At 70.6% G+C, this 18890-nt stretch carries 10 protein-coding genes and 1 tRNA gene; 9 read left to right on the plus strand and 2 right to left on the minus strand.

Translation table 11 applies throughout. From position 1 onward, the window contains the following. Positions 1–3: 3 nt before the first annotated feature. On the minus strand, positions 4–141 hold the full coding sequence (rpmH, locus tag ACFV9J_RS28455; protein ID WP_003975051.1) for a 50S ribosomal protein L34: 138 nt from the start codon (positions 139–141) through the stop codon (positions 4–6). A gap of 377 nt (positions 142–518) precedes the next feature. Here rpmH and dnaA point away from each other — a divergent pair, with 377 nt between their 5' ends. The 9 genes from dnaA (at position 519) to ACFV9J_RS28500 (ending at position 13458) form a co-directional block, all read left to right on the plus strand. Then, positions 519–2513: a chromosomal replication initiator protein DnaA gene (dnaA, locus tag ACFV9J_RS28460; protein ID WP_385358614.1), complete on the plus strand. Its 1995-nt coding sequence runs from the start codon at positions 519–521 to the stop codon at positions 2511–2513. An 880-nt stretch (positions 2514–3393) separates the two neighbouring features. Further along, entirely contained in the window at positions 3394–4524 is a 1131-nt protein-coding gene (gene dnaN, locus ACFV9J_RS28465) for a DNA polymerase III subunit beta (protein WP_003975054.1), read from the plus strand. Between the two features lie 213 nt (positions 4525–4737). Next, positions 4738–5613 carry a phosphogluconate dehydrogenase (NAD(+)-dependent, decarboxylating) gene (gene gnd, locus ACFV9J_RS28470; protein ID WP_385358616.1) on the plus strand — a complete coding sequence of 292 codons (876 nt, stop codon included), beginning with the start codon at positions 4738–4740 and terminating at the stop codon, positions 5611–5613. 30 nt (positions 5614–5643) lie between these two features. Continuing rightward, entirely contained in the window at positions 5644–6765 is a 1122-nt protein-coding gene (recF, locus tag ACFV9J_RS28475; protein ID WP_385358618.1) for a DNA replication/repair protein RecF, read from the plus strand. Then, a complete protein-coding gene (locus ACFV9J_RS28480) occupies positions 6762–7358 on the plus strand; it encodes a DUF721 domain-containing protein (RefSeq protein ID WP_385358619.1) in 597 nt (198 codons plus the stop codon). Before recF ends, ACFV9J_RS28480 begins: the two co-directional genes overlap by 4 nt. Before the next feature lie 434 nt (positions 7359–7792). Beyond that, positions 7793–9853: a DNA topoisomerase (ATP-hydrolyzing) subunit B gene (gene gyrB, locus ACFV9J_RS28485; RefSeq protein WP_385358621.1), complete on the plus strand. Its 2061-nt coding sequence runs from the start codon at positions 7793–7795 to the stop codon at positions 9851–9853. Between the two features lie 42 nt (positions 9854–9895). Next, the gene (gene gyrA / locus ACFV9J_RS28490; RefSeq protein WP_385358623.1) at positions 9896–12490 is read left to right on the plus strand and encodes a DNA gyrase subunit A; all 2595 of its coding nucleotides are present in this window, start codon (positions 9896–9898) and stop codon (positions 12488–12490) included. 18 nt (positions 12491–12508) lie between these two features. Further along, on the plus strand, positions 12509–13270 hold the full coding sequence (locus ACFV9J_RS28495; RefSeq protein WP_385358625.1) for a DUF3566 domain-containing protein: 762 nt from the start codon (positions 12509–12511) through the stop codon (positions 13268–13270). 111 nt (positions 13271–13381) lie between these two features. Continuing rightward, a tRNA-Ile gene (locus ACFV9J_RS28500) sits at positions 13382–13458 on the plus strand. 246 nt (positions 13459–13704) lie between these two features. Here ACFV9J_RS28500 and ACFV9J_RS28505 read toward each other — a convergent pair. Then, positions 13705–18645, minus strand: a complete 4941-nt coding sequence (locus ACFV9J_RS28505) for a hypothetical protein (RefSeq protein WP_385358627.1) — start codon at positions 18643–18645, stop codon at positions 13705–13707. Between the last annotated feature and the right edge of the window lie 245 nt (positions 18646–18890).

Genomic DNA, 18890 nt, shown 5'->3' on the forward strand with positions numbered 1-18890 from the left:
GGATCAGGCGGACAGACGGGCGCGACCCTTGCTGCGGCGGGTCGCGAGAATCGCGCGGCCGGCACGGGTACGCATACGCAGCCGGAAGCCGTGGGTCTTCGCGCGGCGACGGTTGTTCGGCTGGAAGGTGCGCTTGCTCACTCGGGGGCTCCAGAAAGAATCGGGTGGTGGCGGGGTGCCGTCCTGGCTGTCACCGTGCGCCCACGAGTAGCTCGCGTTACGCCCGAGTGCACCGCTTTTCGATCACCTTGGACGTGACCTGTGCCCATCGGAGGCAGGCGGCAGCAGCCATCGACAACTCGACCTGGTTACGGTACGTGCGACTGCGCCATTCGGTCAAACCAGCGGTGACCGGGAGACACTTGTCCACAGGCTGGGGACAACAACTTGAACCCTACCCGTCGCGCTGACTACCGTGACTGGACTCCGATTCGTTCCCTTATCCCTGCCCCACCCGAGTTTCATCCCGACCCGTCCCCGAATCACACCTTCGAGGGACTCGTGAGAGAGCGTGCCCTGTGGCTGACGTACCTGCCGATCTTGCCGCAGTGTGGCCACGTGTATTGGAGCAACTTCTCGGAGAGGGCCGCGGGCAGGGCGTCGAGTCGAAGGACGAGCACTGGATCCGGCGCTGCCAGCCGCTCGCGCTGGTCGCCGACACGGCCCTGCTCGCCGTACCGAACGAATTTGCGAAGGGCGTACTGGAGGGCCGCCTCGCGCCGATCGTCAGCGAGACCCTGAGCCGCGAGTGCGGGCGCCCGATCCGCATCGCGATCACCGTCGACGACACCGCGGGCGAACCCGTGGGCCCCGCTCCGCAGACGCCCCAGGCACCCCAGGCGCCGCCCGCCCGCCCCCAGCACCGCTACGAGGAGCCCGAGCTCCCCGCCCCCGGCCAGGGCGGCCGCGAGGAGTACCGCGACCGCGACGAGTACGAGGGATACGGCCGCAACCGCGCCGACCAGCTCCCCACCGCCCGGCCCGCCTATCCGCAGGAGTACCAGCGCCCCGAGCCCGGCTCCTGGCCCCGCCCCGCGCAGCAGGACGACTACGGCTGGCAGCAGCAGCGCCTCGGCTTCCCGGAACGGGACCCGTACGCGTCCCCGTCGCAGGAGCCGTACGGCCAGGAGCCGCCGCCACCGCCGTACTCCCACGAGTCGCACTCCTCGTACCAGCAGGACTACCGGCCGGAACGCCCGTCGTACGACGTCCAGCGCGGCGACTACGAGCAGTCCCGCGGCGAGTACGAACAGCCCCGGGGCGACTACGAGAAGTCCCGGGTCGAGTACGACAAACCCCGCGGCGACTACGACCAGCAGCGGGGTGACTACGAGCAGCGCGGTCCGCGCCGCGACCTGCCCGAGCCCCCGGCGGGATCCGGACACGTCCACCGCGGCGGCCCCGTCGGACCCGGGCCCGCCACCGGGGCACCCGGACCGCTGGCGGCACAGCCGGCGCCGGCCACCGGTCCGGGCGAGCCGACCGCGCGACTGAACCCGAAGTACCTCTTCGACACCTTCGTCATCGGCGCCTCGAACCGCTTCGCCCACGCGGCGGCCGTCGCCGTCGCCGAGGCACCCGCCAAGGCCTACAACCCCCTGTTCATCTACGGGGAGTCGGGACTCGGCAAGACACACCTCCTGCACGCCATCGGGCACTACGCGCGCAGCCTCTACCCCGGCACGCGCGTGCGGTACGTGAGCTCGGAGGAGTTCACCAACGAGTTCATCAACTCCATCCGCGACGGCAAGGGCGACAGCTTCCGCAAGCGCTACCGCGAGATGGACATCCTGCTCGTCGACGACATCCAGTTCCTCGCGGACAAGGAGTCGACGCAGGAGGAGTTCTTCCACACCTTCAACACCCTCCACAACGCCAACAAGCAGATCGTGCTCTCCAGCGACCGGCCGCCCAAGCAGCTGGTGACGCTGGAGGACCGGCTCCGCAACCGCTTCGAGTGGGGGCTGATCACCGACGTCCAGCCGCCGGAGCTGGAGACCCGCATCGCGATCCTGCGCAAGAAGGCGGTCCAGGAGCAGCTCAACGCCCCGCCGGAGGTGCTGGAGTTCATCGCCTCGCGGATCTCGCGCAACATCCGCGAGCTGGAGGGCGCGCTGATCCGGGTGACGGCGTTCGCGTCGCTCAACCGGCAGCCGGTGGACCTGGGCCTCACCGAGATCGTCCTCAAGGACCTGATCCCCGGCGGCGAGGACTCGGCCCCCGAGATCACCTCCACGGCCATCATGGGCGCGACCGCGGACTACTTCGGCCTGACCGTCGAGGACCTGTGCGGCACCTCGCGGGGGCGCGCGCTGGTGACGGCCCGGCAGATCGCCATGTACCTGTGCCGCGAGCTGACGGACCTCTCGCTGCCGAAGATCGGCGCGCTGTTCGGCGGCCGGGACCACACCACGGTGATGCACGCGGACCGCAAGATCCGCAATCTGATGGCCGAGCGGCGCTCGATCTACAACCAGGTGACCGAGCTGACCAACCGCATCAAGAACGGCTGACGACCGCCGCCACCGGTCACGAAGGCGCCTCCGGGATCCCTGGGGGCGCCTTTCGCATGCTCCCCGCCCGCCCGGGTCTTCGTACGGCCGTCCTGTCCGCTGTTCGAATCTCTGCCGGGTTACGGCCGTCCTCCACAGATTCGGCCAGTTTTTTCCGTCCACACCTTGGGGACTGGGAAGTTGTCCCGATCCTGTCCACAGGCCAGCCTGGTGAGGGATCATCAGGGCAGGTCAGGTCCCTGTGGATTCGTGGACGAAGGATCTCCACAGGCTGTGGACGAAGAAATGATCCACAGGCTGTGCATTCAGTTGTCCACGGACAACCCACAGGCTGGAGGGGGTTGTCCCCAGCGATCACCAGCTTCTCCACATGTCTGTCCACTGTTCGGCAACGTGACGCGCCCCGTCACCGCGTCGAGTGAAAGCCGTCACACCAGGCTGCCTGGTTGGGCTGTGGGAAACGTGGGTAAAGCTGGGGACGGCGCTGGGGAGAAGTCGCCTCTCCCTGTGCACGGTGTGTGCAGAACTTTCTGTTCTCCACAGATACGCCCGGTTGTCCACCGGCTCCGCCCACAGGCCCCGTGGACAAAATTCCTGCCCTGACCTGGGCAAACGAGGTTATCCACGGTATCCACAGGCCCTACTACTACTGACGACTAGAGAGAGAGCGGAATTCGTTTCGAAGCGGGTCCTGTGCACAACTCGGCCTCTCGGGCCCGACCGCGCCTCGTCACGACTTGACCCCGAACGGCACCTACTGTCAGTGGGGTGCGTCAGACTGGTCCCCGGTGTTCTGCCCCTCACAGCGGCGGGCGACACCGGTCAGACGACGAAGGCGAAGCAGGGCGAGCAGCGCCGGCAACAGCAGGAGGCGGCAACAGTGAAGATCCGGGTGGAACGCGACGTACTCGCGGAGGCAGTGGCCTGGGCGGCTCGCAGCCTCCCGGCCCGTCCGCCGGCGCCGGTCCTCGCGGGCCTGCTGCTGAAGGCCGAGGAGGGGCAGCTGAGCCTGTCCAGCTTCGACTACGAGGTCTCGGCACGGGTGTCGGTGGAGGCCGAGATCGAGGAGGAGGGCACGGTCCTCGTCTCCGGCCGTCTGCTCGCCGACATCTCCCGCGCCCTGCCCAACCGGCCGGTGGAGATCTCCACAGACGGTGTACGGGCGACGGTGGTCTGCGGCTCCTCGCGGTTCACCCTCCACACCCTGCCGGTGGAGGAGTACCCGGCGCTGCCGCAGATGCCGGAGGCGACCGGCACGGTGCCCGGCGAGGTCTTCGCCTCGGCCGTGCAGCAGGTGGCGATCGCGGCGGGCCGCGACGACACGCTGCCCGTCCTGACCGGTGTGCGCATCGAGATCGAGGGCGACTCGGTGACGCTGGCCTCCACCGACCGCTACCGCTTCGCGGTCCGCGAGTTCCTGTGGAAGCCGGAGAACCCGGACATCTCCGCGGTCGCCCTGGTGCCCGCCAAGACGCTCCAGGACACCGCCAAGGCGCTGACCAGCGGTGACCAGGTGATCCTGGCGCTGTCCGGTTCGGGCGCTGGCGAGGGCCTGATCGGTTTCGAGGGCGCGGGCCGCCGGACGACGACGCGTCTGCTGGAGGGTGACCTCCCGAAGTACAAGACGCTGTTCCCGACCGAGTTCAACAGCGTCGCCGTGATCGAGACCGCCCCCTTCGTGGAGGCCGTCAAGCGCGTGGCCCTGGTCGCCGAGCGCAACACCCCGGTGCGGCTCAGCTTCGAGCAGGGCGTGCTCATCCTGGAGGCCGGCTCCAGCGACGACGCACAGGCTGTGGAAAGGGTCGACGCGCAGCTGGAGGGCGACGACATCTCGATCGCCTTCAACCCGACCTTCCTGCTGGACGGCCTGAGCGCGATCGACTCCCCGGTCGCCCAGCTGTCCTTCACGACGTCCACGAAGCCGGCGCTGCTCAGCGGCAGGCCCGCGGTGGACGCCGAGGCGGACGAGGCCTACAAGTACCTGATCATGCCGGTGCGGCTGAGCGGCTGAGCGGCTGAGCGGCTGAGCGGCGCATCCGGCCGGTGGCTGTCCACAGGGTGGGGACGAACCCGCAGGTGGGGGCGTACGTCTGAGCGCGTATGCCCACAGCTGTGCACAGGCGTGCGGGTTTAGGGTCGACGCGGGTACGAAAGTGCCGCGGCACCCGTCCGGCGGGTTCGGAGGTGCCGCCTTGCCACCTCGCACACCTAAGGAACGCAACTGATGGAGCTCGGTCTCGTCGGCCTCGGCAAGATGGGCGGCAACATGCGCGAGCGGATCCGCCGCGCGGGCCACACCGTCGTCGGATACGACCGCAATCCGGACCTCGCCGACGTCCACAGCCTGGAAGAGCTTGTGGGCAAGCTCAGCGCCCCGCGCGTGGTGTGGGTGATGGTCCCGGCCGGCGAGGCCACCCAGGCCACCGTCGACCGACTCGGCGAGCTGCTGGAGCCCGGCGACGTGGTCGTCGACGGCGGCAACTCCCGCTGGACGGACGACGAGAAGCACGCCGAGGAGCTGGCGGCCAAGGGCATAGGCTTCGTCGACTGCGGCGTCTCCGGCGGCGTCTGGGGCCTGGAGAACGGCTACGCGCTGATGTACGGCGGCGACGCGGACAGCGTCGCCAAGGTGCAGCCGGTCTTCGACGCCCTCAAGCCGGAGGGCGACTTCGGCGCCGTGCACGCCGGCAAGGTGGGCGCGGGCCACTTCGCGAAGATGGTCCACAACGGCATCGAGTACGCGATGATGCAGGCCTACGCCGAGGGGTGGGAGCTGCTGGAGAAGGTCGACTCCGTGGAGAACGTCCGCGAGGTCTTCCGCTCCTGGCAGGAGGGCACGGTGATCCGCTCCTGGCTCCTCGACCTCGCGGTCAACGCGCTCGACGACGACGAGCACCTGGACGGGCTCCGGGGTTATGCACAGGACTCCGGTGAGGGACGCTGGACTGTGGAGGCGGCGATCGACAACGCGGTGCCGCTGCCCGCGATCACGGCCTCCCTCTTCGCGCGGTTCGCGTCCCGGCAGGACGACTCGCCGCAGATGAAGATGATCGCGGCGCTGCGCAATCAGTTCGGCGGCCACGCGGTCGAGAAGAAGTAACCGGAACGCTGGGGAGGTCGGCGCACGACCATGCACGTCACGCATCTGTCGCTGGCCGACTTCCGTTCGTACGCCCGGGTCGAGGTTCCCCTGGACCCGGGCGTCACCGCCTTCGTCGGCCCGAACGGGCAGGGCAAGACGAACCTGGTCGAGGCGGTCGGCTACCTCGCCACCCTCGGCAGCCACCGCGTCTCCTCCGACGCCCCCCTGGTGCGCATGGGCGCCGAGCGTGCCGTGATCCGGGCCCAGGTCCGGCAGGGCGAGCGCCGGCAGCTGATCGAGCTGGAGCTGAACCCGGGCCGGGCCAACCGCGCCCGCGTCAACAGGTCCTCGCAGGTCAGACCGCGTGACGTGCTCGGCATCGTGCGCACCGTGCTGTTCGCGCCGGAGGATCTCGCGCTGGTCAAGGGCGACCCGGGCGAGCGGCGCCGCTTCCTGGACGAGCTGATCACCGCCCGTTCGCCGCGGATGGCGGGGGTGCGCTCCGACTACGACCGGGTCCTCAAGCAGCGCAACACCCTGCTGAAGTCGGCCGCGCTCGCCCGCCGGCACGGCGGCCGGACGATGGACCTGTCCACGCTCGACGTCTGGGACCAGCACCTCGCGCGCGCGGGCGCCGAGCTGCTCGCCCAGCGCCTGGACCTGATCGCGGCCGTGCAGCCGCTGGCCGACAAGGCGTACGAGCAGCTGGCCCCGGGCGGCGGCCCCCTCGCCCTGGAGTACAAGCCGTCGGCGCCCGGTGAGGCGCACACCCGTGAGGACCTGTACGAGCAGCTGATGGCGGCGCTCGCCGAGGCGCGCAAGCAGGAGATCGAGCGGGGCGTCACCCTGGTCGGTCCGCACCGGGACGACCTGCTGCTCAAGCTCGGCTCGCTGCCCGCCAAGGGCTACGCCTCCCACGGCGAGTCGTGGTCGTACGCACTGGCGCTGCGGCTGGCCTCGTTCGACCTGCTGCGGGCCGAGGGCAACGAGCCGGTGCTGGTGCTGGACGACGTGTTCGCCGAGCTGGACGCGCGGCGCCGGGAGCGGCTGGCGGAGCTGGTGGCGCCCGCAGAGCAGGTCCTGGTGACGGCCGCGGTCGACGACGACGTACCGCAGGTGCTCGCGGGGGCGCGGTTCACGGTGGCGGAGGGGACGGTGGAGCGCGTATGAGCGCGGACGCGCCGGAGCCGGGCCCCGGACAGCCCCCCGGACAGCCCTCCGGACAGTCCCCCGGCGAGCGCGCGAGCGGCGGCCAGGAGCCGTCCGGCGTCGACCTCGCGCGCGTGGCCCTCAGGGCGGCGCGGGAGGCGGCACGCGCGCGTGGGGACGCGGCCCAGCAGAAGAAGCAGGCGCGCCGCGGGGGACTGCGCTCCGGGGCGCGGGCCGACGGCCGTGACCCCATGGCGCTGGGTTCCGCGATCAACCGGCTGATCACCGAGCGCGGCTGGGAGACACCGGCCGCGGTGGGCGGGGTGATGGGCCGCTGGCCGGAGATCGTCGGAGCGGACGTGGCGAAGCACTGCGTTCCGGAGCGGTACGACGAGGACGAGCGGGTGCTGGTGGTGCGCTGCGACTCGACGGCGTGGGCGACGAACCTGCGGCTGCTCGCGCCGACGCTGGTGGCGCGCCTCAACGAGGACCTGGGGCACGGGTCGGTACGGATGATCAAGGTTCTCGGACCGGGCGGCCCGGGTGGTCCGGGCCGGCGGTACGGGCCGTTGCGGGCCCCTGGGAGCCAGGGTCCGGGGGACACCTACGGGTGATGTGCGGGCGTTCTGGCACCCCGTCAGGGATGCGTGATGTACCTCACAAAAAACGGCGACGACGGGCGGCGCGAACCGGCGCCGCGCGCCGCGTCGTGCCACCGCGCACGAGCGCGCGTCCCGATCTGACTCCCAAGTAGCAAAGGGTTGACGCCCCGAAGCGCTGAGTGCCGTTGTGAGCCTCTTGAGGCCCCCATCCGCATATCGGGAGTCGGACGAGGCTCGTTCAGGGCGGCACATGCGGACTCAGGTACCGGCAAACCCCCATCAGTGTCAGTGGTACCGGTAGAATGAGAGAGAATCCCGCCCCGAACGTGGGGACCGTCCGGGACTAGCTGAGCAACGCTGATCAAGGCTTACCAACGCAACATGCCGCAGCCGCTCCGGCAACCTGCCGACGAGCCCGGCTCGTGCTGTGCCAGAAAGGGCGCTTCGTGGCCGATTCCGGCAACCCCAACGAGAACAACCCGTCCACCGACACCGGCGTGAACGACGCGGTGAGCACCCCGCACGGCGATGCTTCCGCGTCGTACGACGCCAGTGCCATCACCGTCCTCGAGGGTCTGGACGCGGTCCGCAAGCGACCCGGTATGTACATCGGTTCGACCGGTGAGCGGGGCCTGCACCACCTGGTGCAGGAGGTCGTGGACAACTCCGTCGACGAGGCGCTGGCCGGTCACGCGGACACGATCGACGTCACGATCCTCCCCGACGGCGGTGTCCGCGTCGTCGACAACGGCCGTGGCATCCCGGTGGGCATCGTCCCCTCCGAGGGGAAGCCCGCCGTCGAGGTCGTGCTGACCGTGCTGCACGCGGGCGGCAAGTTCGGCGGCGGCGGCTACGCGGTCTCCGGTGGTCTGCACGGCGTGGGTGTCTCCGTCGTCAACGCCCTCTCCACGAGGGTGGCGGTGGAGGTCAGGACCGACGGCTACCGCTGGACGCAGGAGTACAAGCTGGGCGTCCCCACGGCGTCGCTCGCCCGGCACGAGGCCACCGAGGAGACCGGCACCTCGGTCACCTTCTGGGCCGACGGCGACATCTTCGAGACCACCGACTACTCCTTCGAGACGCTCTCCCGGCGCTTCCAGGAGATGGCCTTCCTCAACAAGGGCCTGAAGATCAACCTCACCGACGAGCGCGAGTCGGCGAAGGCCACCGCCGGCGCGGACGAGGCGGGCGAGGACGAGAAGCACGAGGTCAAGACCGTCTCGTACCACTACGAGGGCGGCATCGTCGACTTCGTGACGTACCTCAACTCCCGCAAGGGAGAGCTGGTGCACCCCACCGTGATCGACCTCGAGGCCGAGGACAAGGACAAGAGCCTGTCCCTCGAGGTCGCGATGCAGTGGAACGGCGGCTACACGGAGGGCGTGTACTCGTTCGCCAACATCATCCACACGCACGAGGGCGGCACGCACGAGGAGGGTTTCCGCGCGGCGCTCACCTCGCTGATCAACAAGTACGCGCGCGACAAGAAGCTGCTGCGCGAGAAGGACGACAACCTCACGGGTGACGACATCCGCGAGGGTCTGACGGCGATCATCTCGGTCAAGCTGGCGGAGCCGCAGTTCGAGGGCCAGACCAAGACGAAGCTGGGCAACACCGAGGTGAAGACCTTCGTCCAGAAGGTCGTCTACGAGCACCTGACGGACTGGCTCGACCGCAACCCCAACGAGGCCGCGGACATCATCCGCAAGGGCATCCAGGCGGCCCACGCGCGCGTGGCGGCCCGCAAGGCCCGCGACCTGACGCGCCGCAAGGGACTGCTGGAGTCGGCCTCGCTGCCGGGCAAGCTGTCCGACTGCCAGTCGAACGACCCGACCAAGTGCGAGATCTTCATCGTCGAGGGCGACTCCGCCGGCGGCTCGGCCAAGTCCGGCCGGAACCCGCAGTACCAGGCGATCCTCCCGATCCGCGGCAAGATCCTCAACGTCGAGAAGGCGCGCATCGACCGGATCCTGCAGAACCAGGAGATCCAGGCGATGATCTCCGCGTTCGGCACCGGGGTGCACGAGGACTTCGACATCGAGAAGCTCCGCTATCACAAGATCATCCTGATGGCCGACGCCGACGTCGACGGCCAGCACATCAACACCCTGCTGCTGACCTTCCTGTTCCGCTTCATGCGGCCGCTGGTCGAGTCCGGGCACGTGTACCTGTCCCGCCCGCCGCTGTACAAGATCAAGTGGGGCCGGGACGACTTCGAGTACGCGTACTCCGACCGCGAGCGCGACGCGCTGATCGAGATGGGGCGCAACGCGGGCAAGCGGATCCGCGAGGACTCGGTGCAGCGCTTCAAGGGCCTCGGCGAGATGAACGCCGAGGAGCTGCGCATCACGACCATGGACCAGGAGCACCGGGTGCTCGGCCAGGTCACGCTCGACGACGCCGCGCAGGCCGACGACCTGTTCTCGGTGCTGATGGGCGAGGACGTCGAGGCCCGGCGCGCGTTCATCCAGCGCAACGCCAAGGACGTCCGCTTCCTCGACATCTGAGTCGGTCTCAGCTGACCGCACCAGGAAGGACCTTCACCAGCAATGACCGACGAGAACACTCCTGTGACCACGCCCGAGGGTGACGCCCTGGCGATGCGTGTCGAGCCCGTCGGGCTCGAGACGGAGATGCAGCGCTCGTACCTCGACTACGCGATGTCCGTCATCGTCTCGCGTGCGCTGCCCGACGTCCGCGACGGCCTCAAGCCGGTGCACCGGCGCGTGCTGTACGCCATGTACGACGGCGGCTACCGCCCCGAGCGCGGCTTCTACAAGTGCGCCCGCGTCGTCGGCGACGTCATGGGCAACTACCACCCGCACGGCGACTCCTCCATCTACGACGCCCTGGTCCGCCTCGCCCAGCCCTGGTCGATGCGGATGCCGCTCGTCGACTCCAACGGCAACTTCGGCTCGCCGGGCAACGACCCGGCCGCGGCCATGCGGTACACCGAGTGCAAGATGGCGCCGCTGTCGATGGAGATGGTCCGCGACATCGACGAGGAGACCGTCGACTTCACGGACAACTACGACGGCCGCTCCCAGGAGCCGACCGTCCTGCCCGCCCGCTTCCCGAACTTGCTGATCAACGGCTCGGCGGGCATCGCGGTCGGCATGGCGACCAACATCCCGCCGCACAACCTGCGCGAGGTCGCGGCCGGCGCCCAGTGGTACCTGGAGAACTACGAGGCCTCGCACGAGGAGCTGCTGGACGCGCTCATCGAGCGCATCAAGGGCCCCGACTTCCCGACCGGTGCCCTGGTGGTGGGCCGCAAGGGCATCGAGGAGGCGTACCGCACCGGGCGCGGCTCGATCACCATGCGCGCGGTCGTCGAGGTCGAGGAGATCCAGAACCGCCAGTGCCTGGTGGTCACGGAGCTGCCCTACCAGGTCAACCCGGACAACCTCGCGCAGAAGATCGCCGACCTGGTGAAGGACGGCAAGGTCGGCGGCATCGCCGACGTCCGCGACGAGACGTCGTCCCGCACCGGCCAGCGCCTGGTGATCGTGCTGAAGCGGGACGCGGTCGCCAAGGTCGTCCTGAACAACCTGTACAAGCACACCGATCTGCAGACCAACTTCGGCGCCAACATGCTGGCCCTGGTCGACGGCGTGCCGCGCACCCTGTCCCTGGACGCGTTCATCCGCCACTGGGTGAACCACCAGATCGAGGTCATCGTCCGCCGTACGCGCTTTAGGCTGCGCAAGGCGGAGGAGCGGGCGCACATCCTGCGCGGCCTGCTCAAGGCCCTGGACGCCATCGACGAGGTCATCGCGCTGATCCGGCGCAGTGACACCGTCGAGATCGCGCGCGGCGGCCTGATGGACCTCCTCGACATCGACGAGATCCAGGCCAACGCCATCCTGGAGATGCAGCTGCGCCGCCTCGCGGCCCTGGAGCGGCAGAAGATCGTCCGCGAGCACGACGAGCTCCAGGCGAAGATCACCGAGTACAACGAGATCCTCGCCTCCCCCGTCCGCCAGCGCGGGATCGTCAGCGAGGAGCTGACCGCGCTCGTCGAGAAGTACGGCGACGACCGCAAGACCAAGCTGATCCCGTACGAGGGCGACATGTCCATCGAGGACCTGATCGCCGAGGAGGACATCGTCGTCACGGTCACCCGTGGCGGCTACATCAAGCGCACCAAGACCGACGACTACCGGGCGCAGAAGCGCGGCGGCAAGGGCGTGCGCGGCACGAAGCTCAAGGAAGACGACATCGTCAACCACTTCTTCGTGTCCACCACGCACCACTGGCTGCTGTTCTTCACCAACAAGGGCCGCGTCTACCGCGCCAAGGCGTACGAACTGCCGGACGCCGGCCGGGACGCGCGCGGCCAGCACGTGGCGAACCTGCTGGCCTTCCAGCCGGACGAGACGATCGCCCAGATCCGCGCGATCCGCGACTACGAGGCGGTTCCCTACCTGGTCCTGGCCACGAAGGCCGGTCTGGTGAAGAAGACGCCGCTGAAGGACTACGACTCGCCGCGCTCGGGCGGCGTCATCGCCATCAACCTGCGGGAGCAGGCGGACGGCAGCGACGACGAACTGATCGGTGCCGAACTCGTCTCGGCCGAGGACGACCTGCTGCTGATCAGCAAGAAGGCGCAGTCGATCAGGTTCACCGCCTCGGACGACACACTGCGTCCGATGGGGCGTGCCACCTCGGGCGTCAAGGGCATGAGTTTCCGCGAAGGGGACGAGCTGCTCTCGATGAATGTTGTTCGAGCCGGTACGTTCGTGTTCACTGCCACCGACGGCGGTTACGCGAAGCGGACCTCCGTCGACGAGTACCGCGTCCAGGGCCGCGGCGGCCTCGGCATCAAGGCCGCCAAGATCGTCGAGGACCGCGGGTCGCTCGTGGGCGCGCTGGTGGTCGAGGAGCACGACGAGATCCTCGCCATCACACTCTCGGGCGGTGTGATTCGTACGCGAGTCAGCGGGGTCAGGGAGACCGGCCGTGACACCATGGGCGTTCAACTGATCAATCTGGGCAAGCGCGATGCCGTCGTCGGCATCGCACGCAACGCCGAGGCGGGACGCGAGGCGGAGGAGGTCGACGGCGATGTGGTCGTCGACGAGACCGCCGAGGGTGCCGCGACCACCGGCACGGACGAGGGCGAGGCGCCCTCGGCCGAGTAGCACGAGGAGAGAGTCATCGTGAGCGGAGCCACGGGCGCCGGATCGGCCGGTACCCCCACGGGTACGGAAACGGGCGGCGGCGGCCGTGGCTCAGCCGCGCGTGCGACGGATTCGCACACGACTCAACTGCGCAAGATCGACGACGGAGCGACCGACTCGCACTCGGGGAGCTCGTCCTCAACGCATGGATCCCAGGGGGGAACTGTGACGGACACCCGAGGCCAGCGGACTCAAGCGGCGGCCTCGCCGCTGCCGGGAGAGCGGCAGCCCCAGCAGCCCAGCGGGCCCTACCACCCGCCGCAGGCCTACCAGACCCAGGGCGGCAATCAGACCCACGGTGGCAATCAGACCCACGGCGGCAACGCGTCCGCCGTGCGCCGCCCGCGCACCGGCGCCCGCACCACGCCCCGCGTCCGCAAGGCGCGCCTGCGCGTGTCGAAGGCGGACCCGTGGTCGGTGATGAAGGTCAGCTTCCTGCTCTCCATCGCGCTGGGCATCTGCACCATCGTCGCCTCCGCCGTGCTGTGGATGGTCATGGACGCCATGGGCGTCTTCTCGACGGTCGGCGGCACGATCTCCGAGGCCACCGGCTCCAACGAGTCCAACGGCTTCGACCTGCAGTCCTTCCTGTCGCTGCCCAACGTGCTGATGTTCACCACGATCATCGCGGTCATCGACGTCGTCCTCGCGACGGCCCTGGCCACGCTGGGCGCGTTCATCTACAACCTGTCGGCCGGCTTCGTCGGCGGTGTGGAGCTGACGCTCGCCGAGGACGAGTGATCCGCGAGCCGTCCCGGCCCTCGGTCCGCGCGACAACCGATTTTGGGACTGCCCGCCTCGTGCGCTAATCTTCAGGAGTCAGCGCGCGGGACATACACCGCAGAGCGCGGCGGGGCTATAGCTCAGTTGGTTAGAGCGCATCCCTGATAAGGATGAGGCCACAGGTTCAAATCCTGTTAGCCCCACCAGCATCAAGACCCCCAGCCGGTACCGGTTGGGGGTCTTCGCGTTCGCCGTCGGGCGCCGCGGTGGGACACGTCCGGGAAAAGAACACGTCCGGGAAAAGACCCGACCGCTGGCGACGGGGGATGCGCCAGCGGTCGGGCTGTGGCCAAGGCTAACAAGGCCGGGTGTCCAGTGGGTGCCGACTGGTCGGTCGGGTACCGGCGATGTGACAGGGATCACGTGTGCGGTGGTGGTGCCTCACTGGTGTCTCACTGGTGGCACGGTGGCTCGTAGTCCAGGCGTGGCAGGTACTCGTGCCACTTCTCCTCGGTCAGCACACCCCGGGTGGCCGAGCAGATGCGGTCGATGGCGTCGTCCACGTCCAGGCTCCACAGCCGGACCGTGTCCGTGCCGCTGGACACCCCGAGCATGTGGCTCACGGGGCTGAAGGACAGGAAGGTGCCCGTCTTGGCGTTGGGGCTCATCGCCCGGCCGATGGGCGCCGCCTCGGCGGGGTCGGTGACGCTCCACAGCCGGACCGTGTTGTCGTTGGCGCCGCTGGCCAGGGTGGCGCCGTCCTGGCTGAACGTCAGCGACACCACCGAGTCGGTGTGTCCGGCGAGCGTCGTCCCGGCCCCGGTCCCGGTCCCGGACGCCCCGCCCGGCCCGGTGACGTCCCAGAGCCGGACCGTGCCGTCGTCGCTGCCGCTGGCCAGGGTGTGGCCGTCGGGGCTGTAGGCGAGGACGTTGACGGGCCCGAGGTGCCCGGTACGGGCCGCGCCGAGGCGGGTGGCGTGCGCGGGGTCGGTGACGTCCCACAGGCGTACGGCGTCGTCGGCACCGCCGCTGGCGAGGGTGCGGCCGTCCGGGCTGAACGCGAGCGTGTTCACGTATCCCGAGTGGCCGGTGAGCGGCTTGCCCAGGCGACGGGGGTGGGACGGGTCGTCGGCCTTCCACAACTGGATGGTGCGGTCGTCGTGGGCCGTGGCCAGGATGCGGCCGTCCGGGCTGAACGCCAGCGTGTCGGGGCCCGCGTAGCGGGTGCTCAGCGCCACGGGCGGCCCGTGGGCGGTGGGCCCGGCCGGGTCCGAGACGTCCCACAGCTGCAGCGCGCGGCCCCCCACGAGGACCGCGAGCGTCCCGCCGTCCGGGGAGAACACCAGCGATCGTATGTCACCGTCCCCCGGCTCGAAGGGGGCGCTCAGCGAGACGGGCCGGCCGGGGTCCGTCACGTCCCACAGGCGGACCCGGCCGTCGCGGGCCGCCGTGGCCAGTACGTGCCCGTCCGGATGGAAGGCCCCGATACGGCCGATCATGTCCGACGTCGGCAGCGACCACAGGCGGACCTTGCTGTCGCCGCTGCCGGTGGCGAGGGTGCGGCCGTCGGGGCTGAAGCCGAGCGCGTACATCTCACCGCTGCCCCCGGCCAGGGGCACGCCGACCTGCGAGGGGTAGGCCGGGTCGCTGACGTTCCACAGGCTCGCCGTACTGTCCGCGCTGCTCACCGCGAGCATGGCGCCGTCGGGGCTGAACGCCACCGCCCAGACGGGACCGCTGTGGCCGGTGAGCGGTGCGCCGACGGGCTTCGCCCGGGCGGGGTCGGTGACGTCCCAGAGCTGGACGGTGTCGTCGGCGCTGCCGCTGGCGAGGGTGCGGCCGTCGGGGCTGAAGGCCACGGAGTGCACCAGGCCGCTGTGGCCGGCCAGCGGTGCGCCGGCCGGCTCGGGACGGCGGGGATCGCTCACGTCCCAGAGCCGGACCTCGTCGTCGTCGCCGCCGGACGCGAGGGTGTCCCCGTCGGGGCTGAAGGCCACCGAGCGCACCGCCCCCGTGGAACCGGTCAGGGTGTCGAGCGCCTCGGGGGCGCGCCGGTCGGCCACGTTCCACAGGCGGACGGCGTGGTCGTCGTGGGCGGAGGCCAGGGTACGGCCGTCCGGGCTGAAGGCGAGCAGGTAGACGGTGCCGCCGCGGCCGTCCAGCGGTGCCCCGAGCGGTCGCGGGCGGCCGGGGTCGGTGACGTCCCAGAGCCGGATCGTGCCGTCGTCCGAGGCGCTGGCCAGGGTGCGGCCGTCCGGGCTGAAGACCGCGGTGCTCACCCAGCTGGTGTGTCCGGTGAGGGGCTTGCCCAGCTGCTCGGGACGGTCGGGGTCCGAGACGTCCCAGAGCCGGACGGTCCGGTCGTAGCTGGCCGTCGCCAGGATCCGTCCGTCGGGGCTGAAGGAGGTGAGGTAGACGGCGCCGGTGTGCCCGAGGAGCGGGGTGGCCAGGGGCGCGTTCACGATGGAGATCAGCCGGTTCCTGACGTCCTCGTCGTCCGGCCGCAGGCGGTGGGCCGCCAGGTCCAGCTGGGCCGACAGGGACGGGTCGGTGTCCTGGACCCGGTCCGCCTCGGCGACCACCTGCTCGAACACGGCGTCGTTGCGCTGCTGCCAGGCGAGCACCGCGGAACCGACGGCCAGGAGGGCCAGGACGACCAGCGCCGACACCGCGGCACGGCTGATCATGACGGTGCGCCTGCGCAGCCTGACCGCGGCGGCCAGGAACTCCACCGCGCCGCGGGTCAGGAAGGTGTCGTCGGCCGACTTCGCCCAGCCGTCGGCCTGCGCCAGCCGGGAGCCCCGGTAGAGCAGCGCGGCGTCGCGGTCCGACTCCTCCCAGGCCAGCCCGTCCTCCTCGAGCCGCTGGCGCAGCAGGTTTCCGGCGCGGTCCTCGTCGATCCAGTCGCGCAGCCGGGGCCAGGCGTGCAGCAGCGCCTCGTGGGTGATCTCCACGGTGTCCGCGTCGAGCGTCACCAGCCGGGCCCGCACCAGCGCCTCGAGGGACTCCTCGGTCTTGCCCGGGTCCCTCGCCTCCTCGGCCAGCCGGCGCCGGGTACTGCGCCTGCGGGTGGCCTGCGTGTCCTCGCTCAGCCGGATCAGCCGGAGCAGTAGCAGCCGCGCGGCCGTGCGGGCCGCCGGGTCCAGACCGGACCAGGCCCGCTCGGCGGTCGCGGCCACCGCGCCCTGGATGCCGCCGGCCGCGCGGTACCCGGCCAGGGTCAGCCGGCCCGCCTTGCGCCGCTGCCAGGTGGCGAGCAGGGCGTGGGACAGGAGCGGCAGCACGCCCGCGTCGTGCTCGCCGACGGCCCGAAAGGCGTGGGAGGCGCCCCCGCCGCGCGGGGCGTCGGTGCTCACCTCGCGGATGATCAGCTCGGCGAGCCCCGGTTCCAGCTCCATGCCGACGGCCCTGGCGGGGGCGGTCACCGCCTCGCGCAGCTCCGCGGTGGTCAGCGGCCCGAGCACCATGTGCCGGTGCTGCAGCGCGTCGGCCAGCTCCGGGTACCGCAGGCACCGGTCGTAGAAGTCGGCGCGTACGCCCAGGGTCACCAGCACCGGCGGCGGGTCCCCGTCGGCGCCGGGCAGGCAGGCGGCCTGGAGCAGCTGGATGAACACGCGCCGGTCCGCCTCGTCGGCGCAGAGCGTGAACAGCTCCTCGAACTGGTCCACGATGACGACCGGCAGGGCGGCGGCGGGGGTGTCGGGGCCGCCTGCCTGGTCTTGCCGGCCGTCGGAGGGTGTGGGGCCCGGTGGGGCATCTGGGTGCGCGTGGTCTTCCCGGGCGTCGGAGGGTGCCGTGCCCGGTGGGCGCGTCTGGATCGCCCGGGCGGTCGGGTTCGCTTGCCCCGGCGGGGCATCTGGGCGGGTCTCGCCGTCCGAGGGCGTCCTGCCGAGCTGTCGCGCCGGGCCGGTTGGGCTGTCCTGGGTGCCGAGGTCGGCTTGTCGTGCCCGTTCGCTGAGGCCGACCTGCCTGTTGCCGACCTGCCTGTTGCCGACCTGCCTGTTTTGGCCGTCCCGGTCGGGCTGTGCGTCCTGGTCGGTCTGCCCGTCCCCGCCGGCCTCGACGTCTGGGCCGGCTTTGTCGTCCCCGTCCGCCTGCCCCGCTGGGGCGACCAGGCCGTCCGGGCCGTCCGGGTCGGTCCGGTCACCCGGGTCCGGTCCGTCCGCCTGGCTCACCCGGACCGTCCGTCCGGTCTGGGCGTTGCGGCATGCCGAGACGTCCGGGCCGGTCAGGCCCGTTGAGCTGTCCCGGTCTGTTCGGCCTGTCCGGCCTGCCTCGTCAGCCGGCTCTGTTCGGTCGGCTTGTCGTGCCCGATCGGCCCCGGCTGCCTGGTTGGTCTGCCTTGCCGGGTCGGCAGGATCGGGAGGGTCGGCAGGGCCAGGCCGGTGCCTGTCCGGTCCGTCCTGGCCGTTCCGCCCGTCCTGCCCGTTCCGTCCGTCCTGGCCGTGCCGTCTGCCCGGACCGTGCTGGTCTTCCGGCTCGTTCTGCCCGTCCGGTCCCTTGTGTCCGCCCCTGCTCCCCCGCCCGTCCCGGTCCTCCTGCCCGGATGGGGCTTCCGCGGATGCCGCCCAGGACGCGAAGGCTGCCCTGACGGCGTCCTCCGTCTGCGGGTCGCCCGGGTTCCAGGTCCCGGGGGAGTCCGGGTCCCGGCCCGCCGTTTCCCTTATGGCGTCGACGACGGGCGCGAGCTGCGGTACCAGGCGGGTCAGTTCGCCGAGCGGGTCGGCCCCCGGCACGAGCTGGAGCACCCTTCTGGGCGGACCGCACCCGGCGTCCCGCGTGCCGGTGCGCAGGGCGGGCACCAGGCCGGCGTTCAAAAGGGAGGACTTCCCTGCCCCGGAGGCACCGACCAGCATGACCAGACCGCCGGTGTCCCGCGTGGCGTCGAGCTGGGCGAGGAGGGCCCGCGTGCTCCGTTCCCGCCCGAAGAACCAGTCGGCGTCCTGCCGGCGGTAGGCGGCCAGGCCCCGGTAGGGGCAGACCCCGCCGAGGGCCGCCGGAGCCTCGGCGGGGGTCTGCTCCTCCACCGCGGCCGCCCCGGGACGTTCACCGCTCGGGTCGGCCACCGCCCGCTCCCACAGGCGCTGCCACTGGACCAGGTCGTACAGACCGACGGAGACCGGTACGGGCCGTGCGCGCCGGGCCTGGGGTATGAGGACGTGCAGGACGGCCGCGAGGGCGGGAAACTGGGCCGGCACGTTCTTGGCCCGCCGCCAGTCGCTGATCCGCTGGGCGGAGACCCGTACCGGACGCCCTCGTTCGTCGACGCGCTGGAGCCGGACGACGGCCTCGGACACACGTTTGAGGGGAGGGTTGCCGGCCTCCCTGTACAGCAGTGCGAGGCGTTCTGCGAAGGCCGTGCGTGCCCCTGAGTCGAAACTCAAGGTCTCCACTCCTTACTTCCCCCGCACCTGGACGTCCGGACCGGAAAACTCACTCTATACGGCTGACCTGCGGCTACAGCAGCCTCCGGGTTCCGGAACCTCCTCCGCGGCGACCTCGGGTGGCAGGATCGCGTCGCAGTGGCGAGGAGGCCCCGCGGCACCCGGACAGGTCAGCGGCTCAGCACTCGGAGAGCCACCCCATGAGGCCGCATGTTCTCGGTCAGCTTTCGGCGGCCCGTCCCCCGAGCCCGTCC

The organism is Streptomyces sp. NPDC059906 (genome assembly GCF_042730645.1).
Taxonomy (GTDB): Bacteria; Actinomycetota; Actinomycetes; order Streptomycetales; family Streptomycetaceae; genus Streptomyces; species Streptomyces rubrogriseus.

Bases quoted from the DNA above. Each gene is read 5' to 3' on its own strand.
- gnd (WP_385358616.1), top strand. From the start codon at position 4,738: ATGGAGCTCGGTCTCGTCGGCCTCGGCAAGATGGGCGGCAACATGCGC.
- recF (WP_385358618.1), top strand. From the start codon at position 5,644: ATGCACGTCACGCATCTGTCGCTGGCCGACTTCCGTTCGTACGCCCGG.
- ACFV9J_RS28480 (WP_385358619.1), top strand. From the start codon at position 6,762: ATGAGCGCGGACGCGCCGGAGCCGGGCCCCGGACAGCCCCCCGGACAG.
- gyrA (WP_385358623.1), top strand. From the start codon at position 9,896: ATGACCGACGAGAACACTCCTGTGACCACGCCCGAGGGTGACGCCCTG.